Origin of the sequence: Streptomyces sp. BV286 (assembly GCF_019090165.1) — a bacterium.
Lineage (GTDB): Bacteria > Actinomycetota > Actinomycetes > Streptomycetales > Streptomycetaceae > Streptomyces.
Map to the genome: position 1 here is coordinate 98,303 of NZ_JAHRIB010000008.1, position 15,314 is coordinate 113,616.

12 protein-coding genes are annotated in these 15,314 nt (G+C 72.8%); 3 read left to right on the forward strand and 9 right to left on the reverse strand.

Going from position 1 to position 15,314, the window contains the following annotated elements:
* The first annotated feature begins 72 nt into the window (after positions 1 to 72).
* Positions 73 to 1,245: a serine hydrolase domain-containing protein gene (locus tag KUF83_RS01475; protein ID WP_217452640.1), complete on the forward strand. Its 1,173-nt coding sequence runs from the start codon at positions 73 to 75 to the stop codon at positions 1,243 to 1,245.
* Between the two features lie 175 nt (positions 1,246 to 1,420).
* Here the strand turns inward: KUF83_RS01475 and KUF83_RS01480 are convergent, their stop codons facing one another.
* A complete protein-coding gene (locus KUF83_RS01480; protein WP_217452641.1) occupies positions 1,421 to 2,431 on the reverse strand; it encodes a helix-turn-helix domain-containing protein in 1,011 nt (336 codons plus the stop codon).
* A 102-nt stretch (positions 2,432 to 2,533) separates the two neighbouring features.
* On the opposite strand from KUF83_RS01480, the gene KUF83_RS01485 reads away from it, so the two are divergent.
* Entirely contained in the window at positions 2,534 to 2,956 is a 423-nt protein-coding gene (locus KUF83_RS01485; protein WP_217452642.1) for a RidA family protein, read from the forward strand.
* Here KUF83_RS01485 and KUF83_RS01490 read toward each other — a convergent pair.
* The 4 genes from KUF83_RS01490 to KUF83_RS01505 all read right to left on the reverse strand — a co-directional run bounded on the left by KUF83_RS01490 (position 2,953) and on the right by KUF83_RS01505 (position 7,678).
* The gene (locus tag KUF83_RS01490; RefSeq protein ID WP_217452643.1) at positions 2,953 to 3,798 is read right to left on the reverse strand and encodes a DMT family transporter; all 846 of its coding nucleotides are present in this window, start codon (positions 3,796 to 3,798) and stop codon (positions 2,953 to 2,955) included. The genes KUF83_RS01485 and KUF83_RS01490 overlap by 4 nt on opposite strands.
* Positions 3,795 to 4,319 (reverse strand): YbaK/EbsC family protein, encoded by a 525-nt coding sequence (locus tag KUF83_RS01495; protein WP_217452644.1) that lies wholly within the window; start codon positions 4,317 to 4,319, stop codon positions 3,795 to 3,797. The genes KUF83_RS01490 and KUF83_RS01495 overlap by 4 nt, the downstream gene beginning before the upstream one ends.
* Positions 4,320 to 4,650: 331 nt before the next feature.
* The gene (locus tag KUF83_RS01500) at positions 4,651 to 6,909 is read right to left on the reverse strand and encodes an MMPL family transporter (RefSeq protein ID WP_217452645.1); all 2,259 of its coding nucleotides are present in this window, start codon (positions 6,907 to 6,909) and stop codon (positions 4,651 to 4,653) included.
* Positions 6,910 to 7,087: 178 nt separating this feature from the next.
* Entirely contained in the window at positions 7,088 to 7,678 is a 591-nt protein-coding gene (locus KUF83_RS01505) for a TetR/AcrR family transcriptional regulator (protein WP_217452646.1), read from the reverse strand.
* A gap of 254 nt (positions 7,679 to 7,932) precedes the next feature.
* On the opposite strand from KUF83_RS01505, the gene KUF83_RS01510 reads away from it, so the two are divergent.
* Positions 7,933 to 11,334 (forward strand): S41 family peptidase, encoded by a 3,402-nt coding sequence (locus KUF83_RS01510; RefSeq protein ID WP_217452664.1) that lies wholly within the window; start codon positions 7,933 to 7,935, stop codon positions 11,332 to 11,334.
* Positions 11,335 to 11,563: 229 nt separating this feature from the next.
* Here the strand turns inward: KUF83_RS01510 and KUF83_RS01515 are convergent, their stop codons facing one another.
* The 4 genes from KUF83_RS01515 to KUF83_RS01530 all read right to left on the reverse strand — a co-directional run bounded on the left by KUF83_RS01515 (position 11,564) and on the right by KUF83_RS01530 (position 15,266).
* On the reverse strand, positions 11,564 to 11,833 hold the full coding sequence (locus KUF83_RS01515) for a hypothetical protein (RefSeq protein ID WP_217452647.1): 270 nt from the start codon (positions 11,831 to 11,833) through the stop codon (positions 11,564 to 11,566).
* An 81-nt stretch (positions 11,834 to 11,914) separates the two neighbouring features.
* Entirely contained in the window at positions 11,915 to 12,805 is an 891-nt protein-coding gene (locus KUF83_RS01520) for an SDR family oxidoreductase (protein WP_217452648.1), read from the reverse strand.
* Positions 12,802 to 13,728, reverse strand: coding sequence for an alpha/beta fold hydrolase (locus tag KUF83_RS01525; protein WP_217452649.1), 927 nt, complete (start codon positions 13,726 to 13,728; stop codon positions 12,802 to 12,804). The genes KUF83_RS01520 and KUF83_RS01525 overlap by 4 nt, the downstream gene beginning before the upstream one ends.
* On the reverse strand, positions 13,725 to 15,266 hold the full coding sequence (locus tag KUF83_RS01530) for an NAD(P)/FAD-dependent oxidoreductase (RefSeq protein ID WP_217452650.1): 1,542 nt from the start codon (positions 15,264 to 15,266) through the stop codon (positions 13,725 to 13,727). The genes KUF83_RS01525 and KUF83_RS01530 overlap by 4 nt, the downstream gene beginning before the upstream one ends.
* Between the last annotated feature and the right edge of the window lie 48 nt (positions 15,267 to 15,314).

Sequence of the window (15,314 nt, forward strand, 5' to 3'; positions counted from 1 at the left end):
GCCCTGGAATCGCAGGCGCTGCACGACGGTTGCACCGGCTGTCGCAGGCACAGGCGGAACGGGAGCACGGACGTGGACGTGAACGGCACAGTGGCCGAGGGCTTCGAGCCGGTCGGGGCGGCGTTCGTACGGAACTTCGAGACGCTCGGGGACCGGGGCGCGGCCGTCGCCGTGTACCGGGACGGGCGCAGGGTCGTGGACCTGTGGGCCGGCGTCAAGGACGTCGACGGGACGGCGGGTTCGGCGCCCTGGGAGCGGGGCACCGCCCAGATCGTGCGCTCGGCGACGAAGGGCGTCGCCGCGGCCGCCCTCCTCCTGCTGCACCAGCGCGGGCGGCTGGACCTGGACGCACCGGTGGCCGAGTACTGGCCCGAGTTCAAGGCGGCGGGCAAGGAGCGGGTGCTGGTGCGGCACGTGCTGTCGCACCGGGCGGGACTGCCGGTCCTGGACCGGCCGCTGACGCCCGAGGAGGCGCTGGACCCCCGGCTCGGTGCCGAGGCGGTCGCGCGCCAGGCCCTCGCGTGGGAGCCGGGCGCCGACCACGGCTACCACGCGCTGACCTACGGCTGGCTGGTCGGCGAGCTGGTACGGCGTGTCACCGGCCGTGGGATCGGTGACTGGATCGCCGAGGAGATCGCCGGGCCGGTGGGCGCCGATGTGTGGGTCGGGCTGCCCGCCGGGGAGGCGGGGCGGGTGGGCCGGGTGGGCCGCGTCGAGACACCGGGCAACTCCGAGGGCCTGCGGTCCCGCCCGAAGCGGTCGGTCACCGAGGCCTACGACGACCCGGCCTCCCTCACCCGCCGGGCCTTCGCCGCGATCACCCCGTTCCCCGACCAGAACGACCCGGCGTACCGGGCGGCCGCGCTCCCGGCGACGAACGGCATCGCGACGGCCGACGGACTGGCCCGCTTCTACGCGTCCCTGATCGGCGAACCCGACGGCGGGTCACGCCTGTTCACCCCCGGGACGCTGGCGGCGGCCCGCGCCGAGGAGTCCGCGGGCCCGGACCGCGTCCTGGTGATCAACACCCGGTTCGGTCTCGGTCACATGCTCCACGGTTCGGCCTCGCCGTTCCTGGGCACCGGTTCCTTCGGCCACCCGGGCCGCGGCGGCTCCCTCGGCTTCGCGGACCCCGAGTCGGGCATCGCCTTCGGCTACGTCACGAACGGCTTCCGCAAGACGGTGACGGCGGACCCACGGGCACAGGCACTGGTGAGGGCGCTGCGGACCGCGCTGTCCTCATAGCCGCCGCGCCGTTCGGGTGTCCGGTCCCGGAGCCGGCCGTGGCAAAGGTGTGCCAGGGCTCCCCCACGGTCCTGGCACACCTCGCCGCCGGCTCCCCGGCCCGCTCGTACGACGTCCGCGGTGATCACAAGGATGCCCGGCGGGGCGGGGTCTGTCGTTGGCCGACAGTCCACACCTACTTGGCGGAGCGTCCACTGCCCTGCGCCTTCGCCCCGGAGCCGGCGGACAGTGCCTGCCGGCGGAACTCGCCCGGCGGGACGCCGTGGGCGGTGCGGAAGGCCCGGGTGAACTCCGCGGCCCGGGGGAAGCCCCAGCGGGCCGCGACGGCGCGCACCGGCACCGCGCGCAGGGCCGGGTCGGCGAGGTCGCGCCGGACGTTCGCCAGCCGCTGGTCGCGGACGTAGGCGGCCACGGAGAGGCCCTCGGCCTGGAAGAGGCGGTACAGGTGGCTGCGCGAGACGTGGTGCGCGGCGGCGATCCGGGCGGATGTCAGCTCCGGGTCGGGCAGGTGCCGGTGCACGAACGCCTTGGCGCGCAGGACCAGGGTCCGGTCGTGGGTGTCCGGCGGCAGGCGGAGGTCGTCGTCCACGGCGTGGGCGAAGACGGCGGTGACCAGGTCGGTGACGACCGTGCCCAGGCGGGGTGCGTCCGACGGCCGGTACGGGCCCGTGTCCGAGGCCAGCTGGACGAGGAACTGCGCCAGCAGCGCGCCCGTTCCCTCGCGGCCCGATATCCGGCGCCCGATGACCCGCTCGGCGCGGCCCGCGGGCAGTGCCACCAGTTCCCGCGGGATCTCGACACCGACGATGGTGACCGGATCGGGGCCGGTGACTATCTCGTACGACCGCGAGGAGCCGTTGACGTGGAAGTCGCTGATCCCGTACGCGGCCTGCTGTCCGCCCCAGACGGCCGCTCCCTCGCCGCGCAGCAGCAGGGAGAGGTGGAAGACCTCGGGGTCGGACTGGCGGACGAGCTTCGGTGTCCGGCGGAAGACCAGGTGGTCGAAGGTCGCCGGCCACACCGTCACGTCCCCCAGCCCGATCAGGCGCTGGTGTCCGCGGTAGTCCGCCGCGCGGTCGCTGGCGAGCTGCATGGGCGCGTGCGTGCGGCCCAACTGCTGCGTCCAGGCGTCGAATCGGTCGGTCACCGGCAGATCCACGGTTCGCAGGACCGACTCGTGCAGCACGCACGTAGTCAATCACACGGGGTTCTCGGGGCCCGCCGGACCCGCGACCGGTACCGGAGGGCGCACGGAATGATCCACCCCGCGGGGGGTGTTCGCCATGGCATGACGTCCGACCAGCGCACGATCACCAACCCGCCCGCCCTCCACGACCCGACGCCGTTCGGCTACAGCCACGCCGTCTCCGCACCCGGCGAACTCGTCGTCATCGGCGGCCAGTACGCCTCCGACGCCACCGGCGCCCCCGTGCCCGGCGACTTCGCCGCCCAGGTGGAGCTGTCCTTCGAGCGGCTGCGGTCGGCGCTGGAGGGCGTGGGGCTCGGTCTCGAACACGTCGTCCGACTCGGCACGTTCGTCGTCGACCACGACCTCGCCAGGCTGGAGGTCCTCGGCAAGGCCCTGCACGCCCGCTTCGGGGACCGCCTGCCGGCGCAGACCCTGAGTGGTGTCGCCTCCCTCGCGCTGCCCGGCATGCTGTTCGAGGTCGACGCGCTGGCGGTACGGCCCCCGGGTGACCCGCGCCCCTAACCCGCGTGCAGCATCAGCCCGATCCCGACCACGAGCAGCCCCGCGGCGGCGATGCGCGGCGCCCCGAACCGCTCCTTGAAGAACACGGCTCCTATGGCGGCGCCGACGATGATCGACGACTCGCGCAAGGCCGCGACCGGAGCCAGTTCGGCGCGGGTCTGTGCCCACAGGACCAGGCCGTACGCGGCGACGGACAGCGCGGCCCCGAGGAGCCCCACGCCGGCGAACGGCTTGAGTACGGTCAGCAGTTCACCGCGCCACCGGTACAGCGCGTACGCCGGGACCGCCACCCCCTCCAGCGCCATCAGCCAGGCGATGTACCCGAGGGAGGAGCCGGAGGCGCGGACGCCCAGGCCGTCGACGACCGTGTACGCGGCGATCGACAGGCCCGTCGCCAACGCGGCGCCGATCGCCGCCCAGTGGGGCCGGCGTCCGCGCAGGCCCCACAGCGCGACGCCGGTCAGGCCGGCGCAGGACACCGCGATGCCCGCCGCCGCCCAGCCGTCCGGCACCTCGTGGGCGAAGACGGCGGCGAGCACGGTCACGACCAGCGGGGCGGTGCCGCGCGCGATCGGGTACGCCTGCCCGAAGTCCCCCAGCCGGAAGGACTTCATCAGCAGCACGTAGTAGACGACGTGGATGACCGCCGAGGCGATCAGGTAGGGCCAGGCGTCCGCCGCCGGGACCGGCACGAACGGGACCATCGCCAGGCCGATGAGCATCCCGCCGCCCGCGATGAGCGTGAAGCCGACCAGTTTGTCGGTGATCCGGTGGGCGATGGCGTTCCAGCTGGCGTGCGTCACCGCGGCGAGCAGGACCGCCGAGGCGACCAGGGGCGTCACGCGCTCTGCTCGCGTACGTCCACCAGCGTGCCGCCCGCGTGGGCGACCAGGGTCTTCGGGGCCATGGGGAAGACGGTGTACGGGGTGCCGGCGGCGGCCCACACCGTGTCGTGGTCCAGGAGCGAACGGTCGGCCAGGACACGGGTCCTGGTGCGGTGTCCGAAGGGCGGGACGCCGCCGATCGCGTACCCGGTCGTCTCCCGGACCAGCTCGGCCCTGGCCCGGGTGACCTTCTCGGCCCCCAGCTCCCGGCGTACGAGGTCGACATCGACCCGGGACGACCCGTCCATCAGCACCAGGACCGGGACACCGTCCGCCGCGAAGATCAGCGACTTGCAGATCTCACTGAGTTCACAGCCGAGCGCGGCGGCCGCCTCGGCGGCGGTCCTGGTCGCGTCCGGGAAGCGGCGGACGCGCGGCAGCAGGTCGTCGAGGCCCAGCTCCCGCACGGCCTCGGCGAAAAGGGGATGGGCGCCGGAGTCGCCGGCCTGCTGGGCGTCGTGTGCGTCGGTCGTCGTCATGCACGGCACGCTAGCGGTGCGTGTACGGGGCACGCGAGCGGGTTCCGGACGGCGGCCGGCCTCGGGGCGCCGGACAGCGCCCCGCGCGGCGAGGCCGGCCGCCGTCCGCCCGGATCGGCGAGCTCGGTCGCCGCACCCCGTTCCCGGCGAGGCGAGGCGCCCCGACCGGGGCATCGGCCCCGCCCTCCGGCCACCGCTCCGCTGCGGCGTCGCGGCCCGCGCACCCGCCCGTACGTACGAAGCCGGTGAGGGCCGCCCGTCCCCACGGAGCCCTCACCGGCTGGTTCTCAGTGCGGCCGCGCGCGCACGGCCGTCGTGTCGGACGCGTACGTCAGACCCGTACCAACTCCCGGTCCTCGTCGGCGTCCGAGTCCTTCGGCCGGTCGTCGAGCGCCCGCAGGCCCTCGCCCTCGACGTCCACGTTCGGCAGTGCGCGGTCCAGCCACTTCGGCAGCCACCAGGCCTTCTTGCCGAGCAGCGCCAGGACGGCCGGGACGATCGCCATGCGGACGACGAAGGCGTCGAAGAAGACGGCGATGGCGAGACCGAAGCCGATCATCTTGATCATCGCGTCGCTGGCACCGATGAAGCCTCCGAAGACGGCCATCATGATGATCGCGGCCGCGACGACGACCCGGGCGCTGTGCCGGAACCCGGTCACCACCGCCTGGCTCGGCGTCTCGCCGTGGACGTACGCCTCCCGCATGCGGGTCACGAGGAACACCTCGTAGTCCATCGCGAGACCGAAGACCACGCCCACCATGAAGATCGGCATCATCGACATGATCGGGCCGGTCTCCTCGACGCCGATCAGGCCGGCGAGCCAGCCCCACTGGAAGACCGCGACCACGGCGCCGAGCGCGGCCAGCACGCTGAGGAGGAAGCCGAGGGCCGCCTTCAGCGGGACCAGGACGGAGCGGAAGACGACGATCAGGAGGAGGAAGGCCAGGCCGACCACCAGGGCCAGATACGGCACCAGCGCGTCGTTGAGCTTCTGCGAGAAGTCGATGTTCATGGCGGTGGTGCCGGAGACCAGCACCTGGCCGCCCGTGTCGGCCTTGATGCCGGGGCCCGCGTCACGGATGGCGTGCACCAGGTCCTCGGTCTGCGCCGAGGACGGCTTGGAGCCCGGGATCACGGTGATCATCGCGGTGTCGCCGGCCTTGTTGAACGTCGCCGGGGTCACCGTCGCGACGTCCTTCAGACCCTTGATCCGGTCGGCGACCACGGTGGCGCCGGCCTTGGCGTCGTCGCTGCCCTCGGCGTCGTAGACGACCATCAACGGGCCGTTGAACCCGGGGCCGAAGCCCTCCGACAGCAGGTCGTAGGCGCGGCGCTGTGTCGTGGACGTCGGCTGCGAGCCGTCGTCGGGCAGGCCCAGTTCCAGCTGGGTGGCCGGGACGGCGATGACGCCCAGGCCGACCACGCCGAGCAGCAGTACGGCGACCGGGCGGCGGATGACGAAGCTCGCCCAGCGGGTGCCCATGTTGGGCTTGGCGGGCCTGCCCGCCGTGTCGGCCTGCGCGGACCTGTCGCGGCCGAGGCGCTTGCCTTCGCGCTTGCCGCCGCGCTTGTCGCCCGCGGGCCGGATCTTCTTGCCCGCGTATCCGAGCAGCGCGGGGATCATGGTCAGTGCGATGAGTACGGCGACCACGACCGTGCCGGCCGCGGCGAGGCCCATCTTGGTCAGCATCGGGACGTTGACGACCGCGAGGCCCGCCAGGGCGATGACGACCGTGAGTCCGGCGAAGACGACCGCCGAGCCGGCGGTCCCGGTGGCGCGGCCCGCCGCTTCCTCACGGTCGCGGCCCTCGGCCAGCTCGCCCCGGTAGCGGGAGACGATGAACAGCGCGTAGTCGATGCCGACCGCGAGACCGATCATCAGCGCGAGCGTCGAGGTGGTGTCGCCGAGGTCGAGGGCGCTGGCGAGGGCGGTGATGGTGGAGACACCGATGCCGACGCCGATGATCGCGGTCAGCAGCGGCAGTCCGGCCGCGACCAGCGAGCCCAGGGTGATGACGAGGACGACCGCTGCGAGGGCGAGGCCGATGATCTCGCCGACGGCCCCGGGGTCGGACGCGGCCTGCAGCGCGTCACCTCCGACGTCGACGGTCAGACCGGTGGCCCGGGCCTCGTCCCCGGCCTTCTCCAGGGCGGTCCTGGTCGAGTCCGCGAGCTCCATGCCGGGGAGGTCGTACCTCACCGAGGTGTAGGCGACCGTCCCGTCCCTGCTCACGGCGTTCGTGGTGAACGGGTCGGTGACGGAGACGACTTCGGAGCCGTCGCCCAGTTCCCTGACGGTCTTCTCGACGGTCGCCTTGTTGCCGGCGTCCGTCATCTTCTGCCCCTCGGGCGCCTTGAAGACGATGCGCCCGGTCGCTCCGTCGGCGCTGGCGCCGGGGAACCGCTGCTCCAGCAGGTCGAACGCCTTCTGCGCCTCGGTGCCGGGGATCGAGAAGGAGGTGGTGCCGGCGGCGGGCGCGCTCGCCGCGCCGACGCCCGCGAGGGTCAGCAGCGCCACCCATATGAGTGCGACGAAGTGCCGTCGCCGGAAGGCGAGTCGGCCGAGTTTGTAGAGGAACGTGGCCACGAGGGCGTACTCCCGATCAGGTCGGTGATGGCATCAGGGCAGGGGTCATCGGCCCGACGACGTGAGCGTTCGCGTCAGGTGCAGCTGGGGAGGGGTGCGCAGCGGGTCGAGCCCCGGGGCTGGAGGCTCGAGGGGTGGGGCCGGGGATCGGGATCGGGGGCGGGCTCGGGTACGGGGGTCAGGCGACGAGGGCGGGGATGACCACAGCGTCGATGTACGAGGCCAGGAAGGCCTGTGTCGGTGGCTCTTCGTCGATCATCGTCCGGGCCACGAAGGCACCGATGATCATGTGCAGCACGAAGTCGATCGCGGGGTTGTCCGCACGGACCTCGCCCCGGTCGACGGCACGCTGCACCACCTGGCGCATCTCCCCCAGCTCAGGCTCGATCAGCCATTCGCGCAGGGCCCGCAGCAGCTCGGGGTTGGTGTGGGCCGCCGTGCCCAGGACCCGCATGAGGGCGGAGTCCTGTTCCATCTGGCAGTCGTCCTGGCGGGTCGTCAGGGCCTGGAAGTCGCCCCGCAGGGAACCGGTGTCCACCTGGGTGAGATCGACCGGCTTGTGGTGCCGGATCGCCTTCGCGACCAGTTCGGCCTTGCCGCCCCACTGGCGGTAGAGGGTGGCCTTGCTGGACCGGGTGCGGGCGGCCACGGCATCCATGGTCAGGGAGTCGTAACCGACCTCCCGGAGCAGGTCGAGCACGGCCTCGTACAGCTCGGCCTCGCGCTCGGGCGTGATCCGGCTGCGACGCGTCGTCGCTGTCTCAGCCATCCCGCTCACCTCTTCCACTCGAACGAAACTGTCTCGTACGTCTACGAAGGTACCGCACCTCTAAGCGAAACGAAACCGTTTCGTACGTGTTCCAGGTCACGGGTTCCCACCGGGCTCTCGCCCCGGACCGCGCACTCCTGTGCCCCGGACCACGAGTTGCCGGGCCCCGCCCACCGGAAAAGCATGGGTGGGTGAACTACCAGTACGAGGACAGGCACGAGAACGCGACCAGGGACAGGAACGGGAACGGGCCCCTGCCGGGAGAGGCCGGAGGCGACAGCGGGGCGGCCGCCTACCTGCGCTTCCCGCACCTCAACGGCGGCCACCTCTGCTTCGCGGCCGAGGACGACCTGTGGGTGGCACCCCTGGACGGGCCCGGCCGCGCCTGGCGGCTCACCGTCGACCGTACGAAGGTGAGTCATCCGCGCTTCTCCCCCGACGGGCGGCACATCGCGTACACGACCTGGCGCAGCCTCGTGCCGGAGATCCATCTGGCGCCGGTGGACGGCGGCCCGGCCCGGCGGCTCACCTACTGGGGCAACGCCGACACCCAGGTCTGCGGCTGGTCGCCTCCCGACAAGGACGGCAACTGCGACATCCTCGCCGTCGCCTCCCACGGCGAGCCCTTCTCGTACTTCACCTGGGCCCACAGCGTGCCGGTGAACGGCGGCCCCGGCGGAAAGCTCCCCTGGGGCCCGGTCTCCGACATCGCCGTCGCGAACCTCCACGGCGAACGCAGGACACTCCTGCTCACCGGCACACCCCCGCACGAGCCCGCCGCCTGGAAGCGCTACCGGGGCGGCGCCACCGGGCGGCTCTGGCTGCACGGGCAGCGCATCCTCGCCGACCTCGACGGCCATCTGGACTCGCCGATGTTCGTGGGCGACCGGATCGCCTTCCTCTCCGACCACGAGGGCATCGGCAACCTGTACTCGTGCCTGCACGACGGCTCCGGCCTGCGGCGCCACACCGACCACGACTCCTTCTACGCCCGGCACGCGTCGAGCGACGGCACTCGCGTCGTCTACCAGTGCGCGGGCGACCTGTGGATCGTCGACGACCTGGCGCGGGACTCGCCGCCCCGCCGCCTCGACGTCCGGCTCGGCGGGCCGCGCGCGGGGCGCCGCCCGTACCAGGTGCCGGCCGCCCAGCACGTCGACGGGATCTCCGTGGACGAGACGGGCCGGGCCAGTGCCGTCGTCGTCCGCGGCAGTCTGTACTGGCTCACGCACCGCGACGGCCCGGCGCGCACGATCGCGGACACCCCGGGAGTCCGCGTCCGGCTGCCCGAGATGCTCGGCTCGGGCGGGCAGGTGGCGTACGTGACGGACGCGGACGGCGAGGACGCCGTCGAGATCGCGTACCTGCCGCGCGCGACGGGCTCGCGCGAGCCGCGCCGGCTGGCCTCCGGGAAGCTCGGCCGCGTCCTGGAACTCGTCTCGGACCCGAAGGGCGAGCGGCTCGCGATCGCCTCCCACGACGGCCGGCTCCTCCTCATCGACGCGACGGAGCATGCGGACGGGGTCGGGGACGGGGACGCGGGAGGGGCCTCGGACCGGGGCGCAGGAGAGGGCGCGGACGCGTCCGGGCCTGCGGACGGTGAGGTCACCGAGCTCGTCCGGTCCACCAACGGGCCGGTGCGCGACCTCGCCTTCTCCCCCGACGGGACATGGCTGACGTGGTCGCACCCCGGCATCGGCCGTACGCTCCGGCAGATCAAGATGGCGCGGATCGAGGGGCCGGGCGCGCGCACGGTCGTCGACGTCACCAACGGCCGTTTCGAGGACGAGAACCCGGTCTTCACCCGGGACGGCCGCTATCTCGCCTTCCTGTCCTGGCGCGGCTTCGACCCGGTGTACGACGTCCACACCGGCGACCTGTCCTTCCCGCTGGGCTGCCGCCCGTACCTCGTGCCGCTGTCCTCCGCGACGCCGTCCCCGTTCGCCCTGACCCCCGAGGGCCGCCCGGCGGCCGGGGGCCTGGACCCGGCGGAGAACGACCCGGACGCGGGCACCTCCCGCCCGGGTGACGGCGAGACGGGCGGCCGGGCCGGCGCGACGACCGTGGAGACCGAGGGCCTGGAGAGCCGCGTGACGCCCTTCCCGGTCACGGCCTCCAAGTACTCGGCCCTGTACCCGGTCGCGGGCGGCGGCCTCGTGTGGCTGCGGTGGCCGATCTCGGGCGCGCTCGGGGAGACCTTCGCCAACCCCGACGACACCTCGGGCCGTCCGACCCTCGAGTACTTCAACATCACCAAGGCGAAGAAGTCCGAACTCGTCGACCATCTCGACTGGTTCGCGCTCAGCGGTGACGGCAGCCGACTGGTCGTGGTCGACGAGGGCGACCTGCGCGCGGTCCCCTCCACGGAGTCCGGTGACGGCGACACGACGGTCTGGATCGACCTGCGCCGCGTCCTGCACGAGGCCGACCCCGCCGCCGAGTGGCGCCAGGCGTACGCCGAGGCGGGCCGCCTCATCCGCGCCTACTTCTGGGCACCCGACATGTGCGGCATCGACTGGGACGGCGTCCTGGACCAGTACCGTCCGCTGGTCGAACGGGTCGCGTCCCCCGACGAGTTCGCCGACCTGCTCCGTGAGGTGCTGGGCGAGCTGGGCACCTCGCACGCGTACGTCTCCGCGGCGCGCCGCAACGAGGGCCCGCCCCACTACCAGCGACCGCAGGGTCTGCTGGGCGCCAACTTCGTACGCCGGGACGGCGGTTGGGTCGTCAAGCGCATCCTGCCCGGCGACTCCTCCGACTCCAAGGCGCGTTCCCCGCTGGCCGGTACGGGCATCCGTGAGGGCGCGCGGCTCACCCATGTGGACGGCCGTCCGGTGGACCCGGTCACCGGCCCGTACCCGCTGCTCGCGGCGGCGGGCGGCACGACGGTGGAACTCACCTTCACCCCGGCCGGCGGCGAGGGCCGCTCCCGCCGGGTCGCCGTGGTCCCGCTCGTCGACGAACGCCCCCTGCGCTACCAGGACTGGGTGGCCAAACGCCGCGAGGTCGTGCGGGAGCTGAGCGACGGCCGGTGCGGGTACCTGCACATCCCGGACATGGGCGGCTCGGGCTGGGCGCAGTTCAACCGCGATCTCCGTATGGAGGTGTCGCGCCCGGCCCTCATCGTCGACGTACGCGGCAACGCGGGCGGCCACATCAGCGAGCTGGTCATCGAGAAACTCACCCGCACGATCATGGGCTGGGACCTGACCCGCAACGCCGAACCGGTGTCGTACACGTCGAACGCGCCGCGCGGTCCGGTGGTCGCCCTGGCGGACGAGATGACCTCGTCGGACGGCGACATGATCACGGCGGCCTTCAAACTGCTCGGCCTGGGGCCGGTGGTGGGCCAGCGCACCTGGGGCGGGGTCGTCGGCATGACCGGCCGCCACCGCCTGGGCGACGGCTCGGTGATCACGGTTCCGATGAACGCGGCCTGGTTCGGCGCGTACGGCTGGTCGGTCGAGAACCACGGTGTCGTCCCGGACCTGGAGGTCCTGCGCACACCCCTGGACTGGGCGGAGGGCCGCCACGCCCAGCTGGACGACGCGGTCCGCCTGGCCCTGGAGCTCCTGAAGGCCCACCCGGCGGCCACCCCACCGGACTACACCCGCCTCCCGGACAGAAGCCGCCCGAAACTCCCCCCACGCACCTGAAGCCACGACCCGCACCCGCCCCCCGCCCCGTCAGGGGCGCGGGGAACTGCGCGACCAGCCACACCCGCCCCGCACCCGAAGAACGAAGAAGCGGGAGCGGAAACGGGGAACGGGCGCACCAGCGCGGCAGCGGCAGCGGCAAAGCAACAAAAAAAAGACGTGGGGCGCCCCCTGAGAAGAGGGGCACCCCACGTCGAGTCCGGCCAAGGCCGAGCTTCAGGCGCGTTCGTCAGATGTCGAAGTCCTGGTCGAACCGACCCTGCGCGTCCTGCTGAGTCCGCTGCGACTCCTCAGGCATCCGACGCTCCCGCTCCGAGCGCTCACGCTCGGGACGCTCACGGTCCGGGCGCTCACGGTCCGGACGGTCACGCTCGGGCCGCTCGCGCTCGGGCATCTGCTGCCCGCGCTCGCTCGCCTCGTCGCGCCGCTCGCCGGGCCGCTGCTTCGCGTTCTGCTGAAGCCGCTCGGCCTTGTCCTGGAACTGGTCCTTCATGCCCATGAGGTTCACTCCCGTTTGTGGGTGAGGGGATCGGGGCTCGACCAGACTTACACGCACGGACATTGCGCGCATTTCGATCAGTTACGGTCGGTGACGCAGGGTGTCGCGCGCCAACTCGTCAGCCTCTCCCCCGGCCCCGACGAGCCCCGTCCCCACGCTCCCCAGCCGCGGCGCGAACCGGCGCATCTCCCGCTGTCCGACCGTCCCGATGAGCGCCGGGAGGTACCCACGCACCCCCTGCATCCCCCGCAGCCACCACTGCCCGTACACATGGCTGGACCGCCGCTCGATGCCTGCCACGATCCGGTCGACGGCCGGCCCGAGCGGATACGTCTTGTTGGCGGGCCACGGCAGCCGCTGCCTCAACTCCCGCATGACGTCGTCCTGATCGGCTCCGCGGACCATGTCGGTGTCGGTCCACGACAGGTACCCGACCCCGACGCGTACGCCCTTGTAACCGACCTCGGCCCGCAGGCTGTGCGCGTACGCCTCGACGCCCGACTTGGACGCGCAGTACGCGGTCATCATCGGCGCGGGCGTGATCGCGGCGAGCGAGGCGATCTGCAGCAGGTACCCGCGGCTCTCCATGAGGACGGGCAGGAAGGCCCGGGCGGTGACGGCCGACCCGATGAGGTTCACCTCGATGACCCGCCGCCAGGCCAGCGGGTCGGAGTCGACGAACGGCCCGCCGTTCGCGACCCCCGCGTTGGCGACGACGATGTCGACCTTCCCGAACCGCGCCTTCACCTCCCGCGCGACCTCCGCCATCGCCTCGTGGTCGGTGACGTCGGCGTACCAGTGGCCGCTCTCGCCGTGCAGCCGCTCGGAGACACCCTTGAGCGCCTCCTCCTCCAGGCCGACGAGCGCGACGGTGGCGCCGCGGGCGGAGAGCTTGCGGGCGAGCAGCTCTCCGACGCCCCGCGCGGCCCCCGTGACGACGGCGACCTGTCCTTCCAGACCGATCCTGCTCATGCGCCCTCCTTGATCACTGCGTACGTGGAGACGAGTTCCCGTATCCGTGCGGTGACCTGTTCGGGGGCCTCCACCGGAGTCATGTGCCCGATCCCGGGCAGTTCGGTGACGCCGACGCACCGCGGCAGCGCGGCGACCAGGGCGCGCGCGTGCACGGCGGGCGTCAGCCGGTCGGCCGTGCCGACGACGACCGCGGTCGGCACGGCCAACTCCCGTACCGCGTGGTCGAGATCGAGCAGGTCGAGCACCTTCGACCAGGAGTACCGCACCCGCCGGGGGCAGGCGTGCACGATCCGCGCGCACGCCTCGACCATCTCGGGCGCCGAACCCGGCCCCATCGTGCCGTACTTGAGGATGCGCCGGGCCAGCGGCGTGACCGGCCCGAGGGGCGCCCGGGACCCGAGGATCTTCTTCGTGAGCCAGGTCCGCGGCCGCCCGGCCCGCATCGGCACCACCAGCGACTCGGCGACCAGCCGCGAACTGCCCGTACTGCACAGCAGCACGGCGGCCGCGTGCTCCCGGAACCCGGCGCGCGTGGCCGCCGCCATGAGCGTCATCCCGCCCATGGAGTGCCCGGCCAGGACCGCCTTCTCGCCCGGCGCGAGGGTGGCCGCGAGCACCGCCTCCAGGTCGTCGGCGAGCCCGTCCGTGCTGCACACAGGGCTCGCGGCGCTCCGGCCGTGCCCGCGCTGGTCGTACACGATCACCCGGTGGTCGGCGGCGAGGTCCCGTATCTGCGCCGCCCAGAAGGCGGTCGAGCAGGTCCATCCGTGCGCGAGCACCACTGCCGGGGCGGTGGCGTCGTCCACGGCTCCGTGCACCTCGACGTGCAGCCGCGCCCCGTCGGCGGAGACCGCCGTCAGCTCGCGCGCGGGGACGGGCGGGGCGTAGGGGCCAGAGGCCACCCGCGTCAGCCGGCTCATGCTCCTGCCTCGGCCTTCTTCTTCGTACCGCGGGCGGACGGCCCGGACGGCACGGGCTGTGCCGGGGCGGGTGCGCGGAGCAGGTCGTACTCCGCCAGGTCCACACGCCGTGTGGCGCCGCGGAACTCCGTGGTGGTGCCCGGCCAGACCGTCGTGTTGACGCCGTTCTGGTCGAGGTACCAGCTGGTGCAGCCGCCGGTGGACCAGACCGTGCGCTTCATGCGTTCCTGCACCCGGTGGTTCCAGGCGTCGACCGCGGCGGGCCGCGCGTCGAGGGCGGCGCGGTCGCCGAGCACGTCCAGCTGGCGTACGTAGTCGGCCATGTAGTTCAGCTGGGACTCGATCATCAGGATCATGCTGGAGTTCCCGAGGCCCGTGTTGGGCCCGATGATCGTCATCCAGTTGGGGAATCCCGCCGCGGTCGCGCCGCGCAGCGACTTCATGCCGGGCGCCCATGCCTCGGCGAGCGTCCTGCCGCCCACGCCGACGACCCGGTCGGCGATGGGCATGTCGGTGACGTGGAAGCCCGTGCCGAAGACGATCGCGTCGACCTCGGCCTCGCTGCCGTCGTCGGCGACGAGGGTGGACCCGCGGATCTCGCCGAGCCCGCTCGCGACCACGTCCACATTGGGCTGGGCGAGGGCCGGGTAGTACGTGCTGGACAGCAGGATGCGCTTGCAGCCGATGCGGTAGTCCGGGGTCAGCCTGGCCCTGAGCTCCGGGTCCTTGATGGCGCGGAACAGGTTCCGTCTGGCCACCTGCTCGACGAGGCCCAGCTCGCGCGGCCGCTTCGTGAACGCCTGGACCTGCAGCTCCCGGATGCCCCACAGGAGTGCGCGCCGCAGCTGCGCGGTGACGGGAAGCGTCCGGTGCAGCAGGCGCTCGGCCCCGCTGATGGCCCGGTCGACGCGGGGCATCACCCAGGGCGGGGTGCGCTGGAAGAGGGTGAGCTTCGCGACGTCCGGCTGGATCGCCGGCACGATCTGGGCGGCCGAGGCGCCGGTGCCGATCATCGCGACCCGCTTGCCGCGCAGGTCGTAGTCGTGGTCCCAGCGGGCCGAGTGGAAGACCTTGCCGGGGAAGGTGTCGATCCCCGGGATGTCCGGCACCTTGGGGTCGGAGAGCGGCCCGGTGGCGGACACGACGATGTCGGCGGAGAGGGTCCCGCTGCTGGTCTCGATCACCCAGCGCAGCCGCTCGCCGTCCCAGGTCATCACCTTGACCTCGGAGTTGAGGCGCAGGTGCGGCCGCAGCCCGAAGACGTCGGTGACGTGCTCCAGATAGGCGCGGATGTGCTCCTGTCCGGAGAAGCTGCGCGGCCAGTCGGGGTTGGGCGCGAACGAGAACGAGTAGAGGTGGGAGGGCACGTCGCAGGCGCAGCCCGGATAGCTGTTGTCGCGCCAGGTCCCGCCCACACTGCCGGCCCGTTCCAGGACGACGAAGTCGGTGACGCCCTCGCGGCGCAACCGTACGGCGGCGCCCAGGCCGCCGAATCCCGAGCCGATCACCGCCACCCGTACATGCTCGTGCTCGGTCATCCCGATGCCTCCATGCCGCGTACGACCGCGCCAGTGAACACTGGCGCA

Coding starts and splice junctions, on each gene's coding strand:
- KUF83_RS01505 (WP_217452646.1), bottom strand. CDS start 7,678: ATGGCTGAGACAGCGACGACGCGTCGCAGCCGGATCACGCCCGAGCGC.
- KUF83_RS01530 (WP_217452650.1), bottom strand. CDS start 15,266: ATGACCGAGCACGAGCATGTACGGGTGGCGGTGATCGGCTCGGGATTC.
- KUF83_RS01520 (WP_217452648.1), bottom strand. CDS start 12,805: ATGAGCAGGATCGGTCTGGAAGGACAGGTCGCCGTCGTCACGGGGGCC.
- KUF83_RS01495 (WP_217452644.1), bottom strand. CDS start 4,319: ATGACGACGACCGACGCACACGACGCCCAGCAGGCCGGCGACTCCGGC.
- KUF83_RS01485 (WP_217452642.1), top strand. CDS start 2,534: ATGACGTCCGACCAGCGCACGATCACCAACCCGCCCGCCCTCCACGAC.
- KUF83_RS01525 (WP_217452649.1), bottom strand. CDS start 13,728: ATGAGCCGGCTGACGCGGGTGGCCTCTGGCCCCTACGCCCCGCCCGTC.
- KUF83_RS01515 (WP_217452647.1), bottom strand. CDS start 11,833: ATGGGCATGAAGGACCAGTTCCAGGACAAGGCCGAGCGGCTTCAGCAG.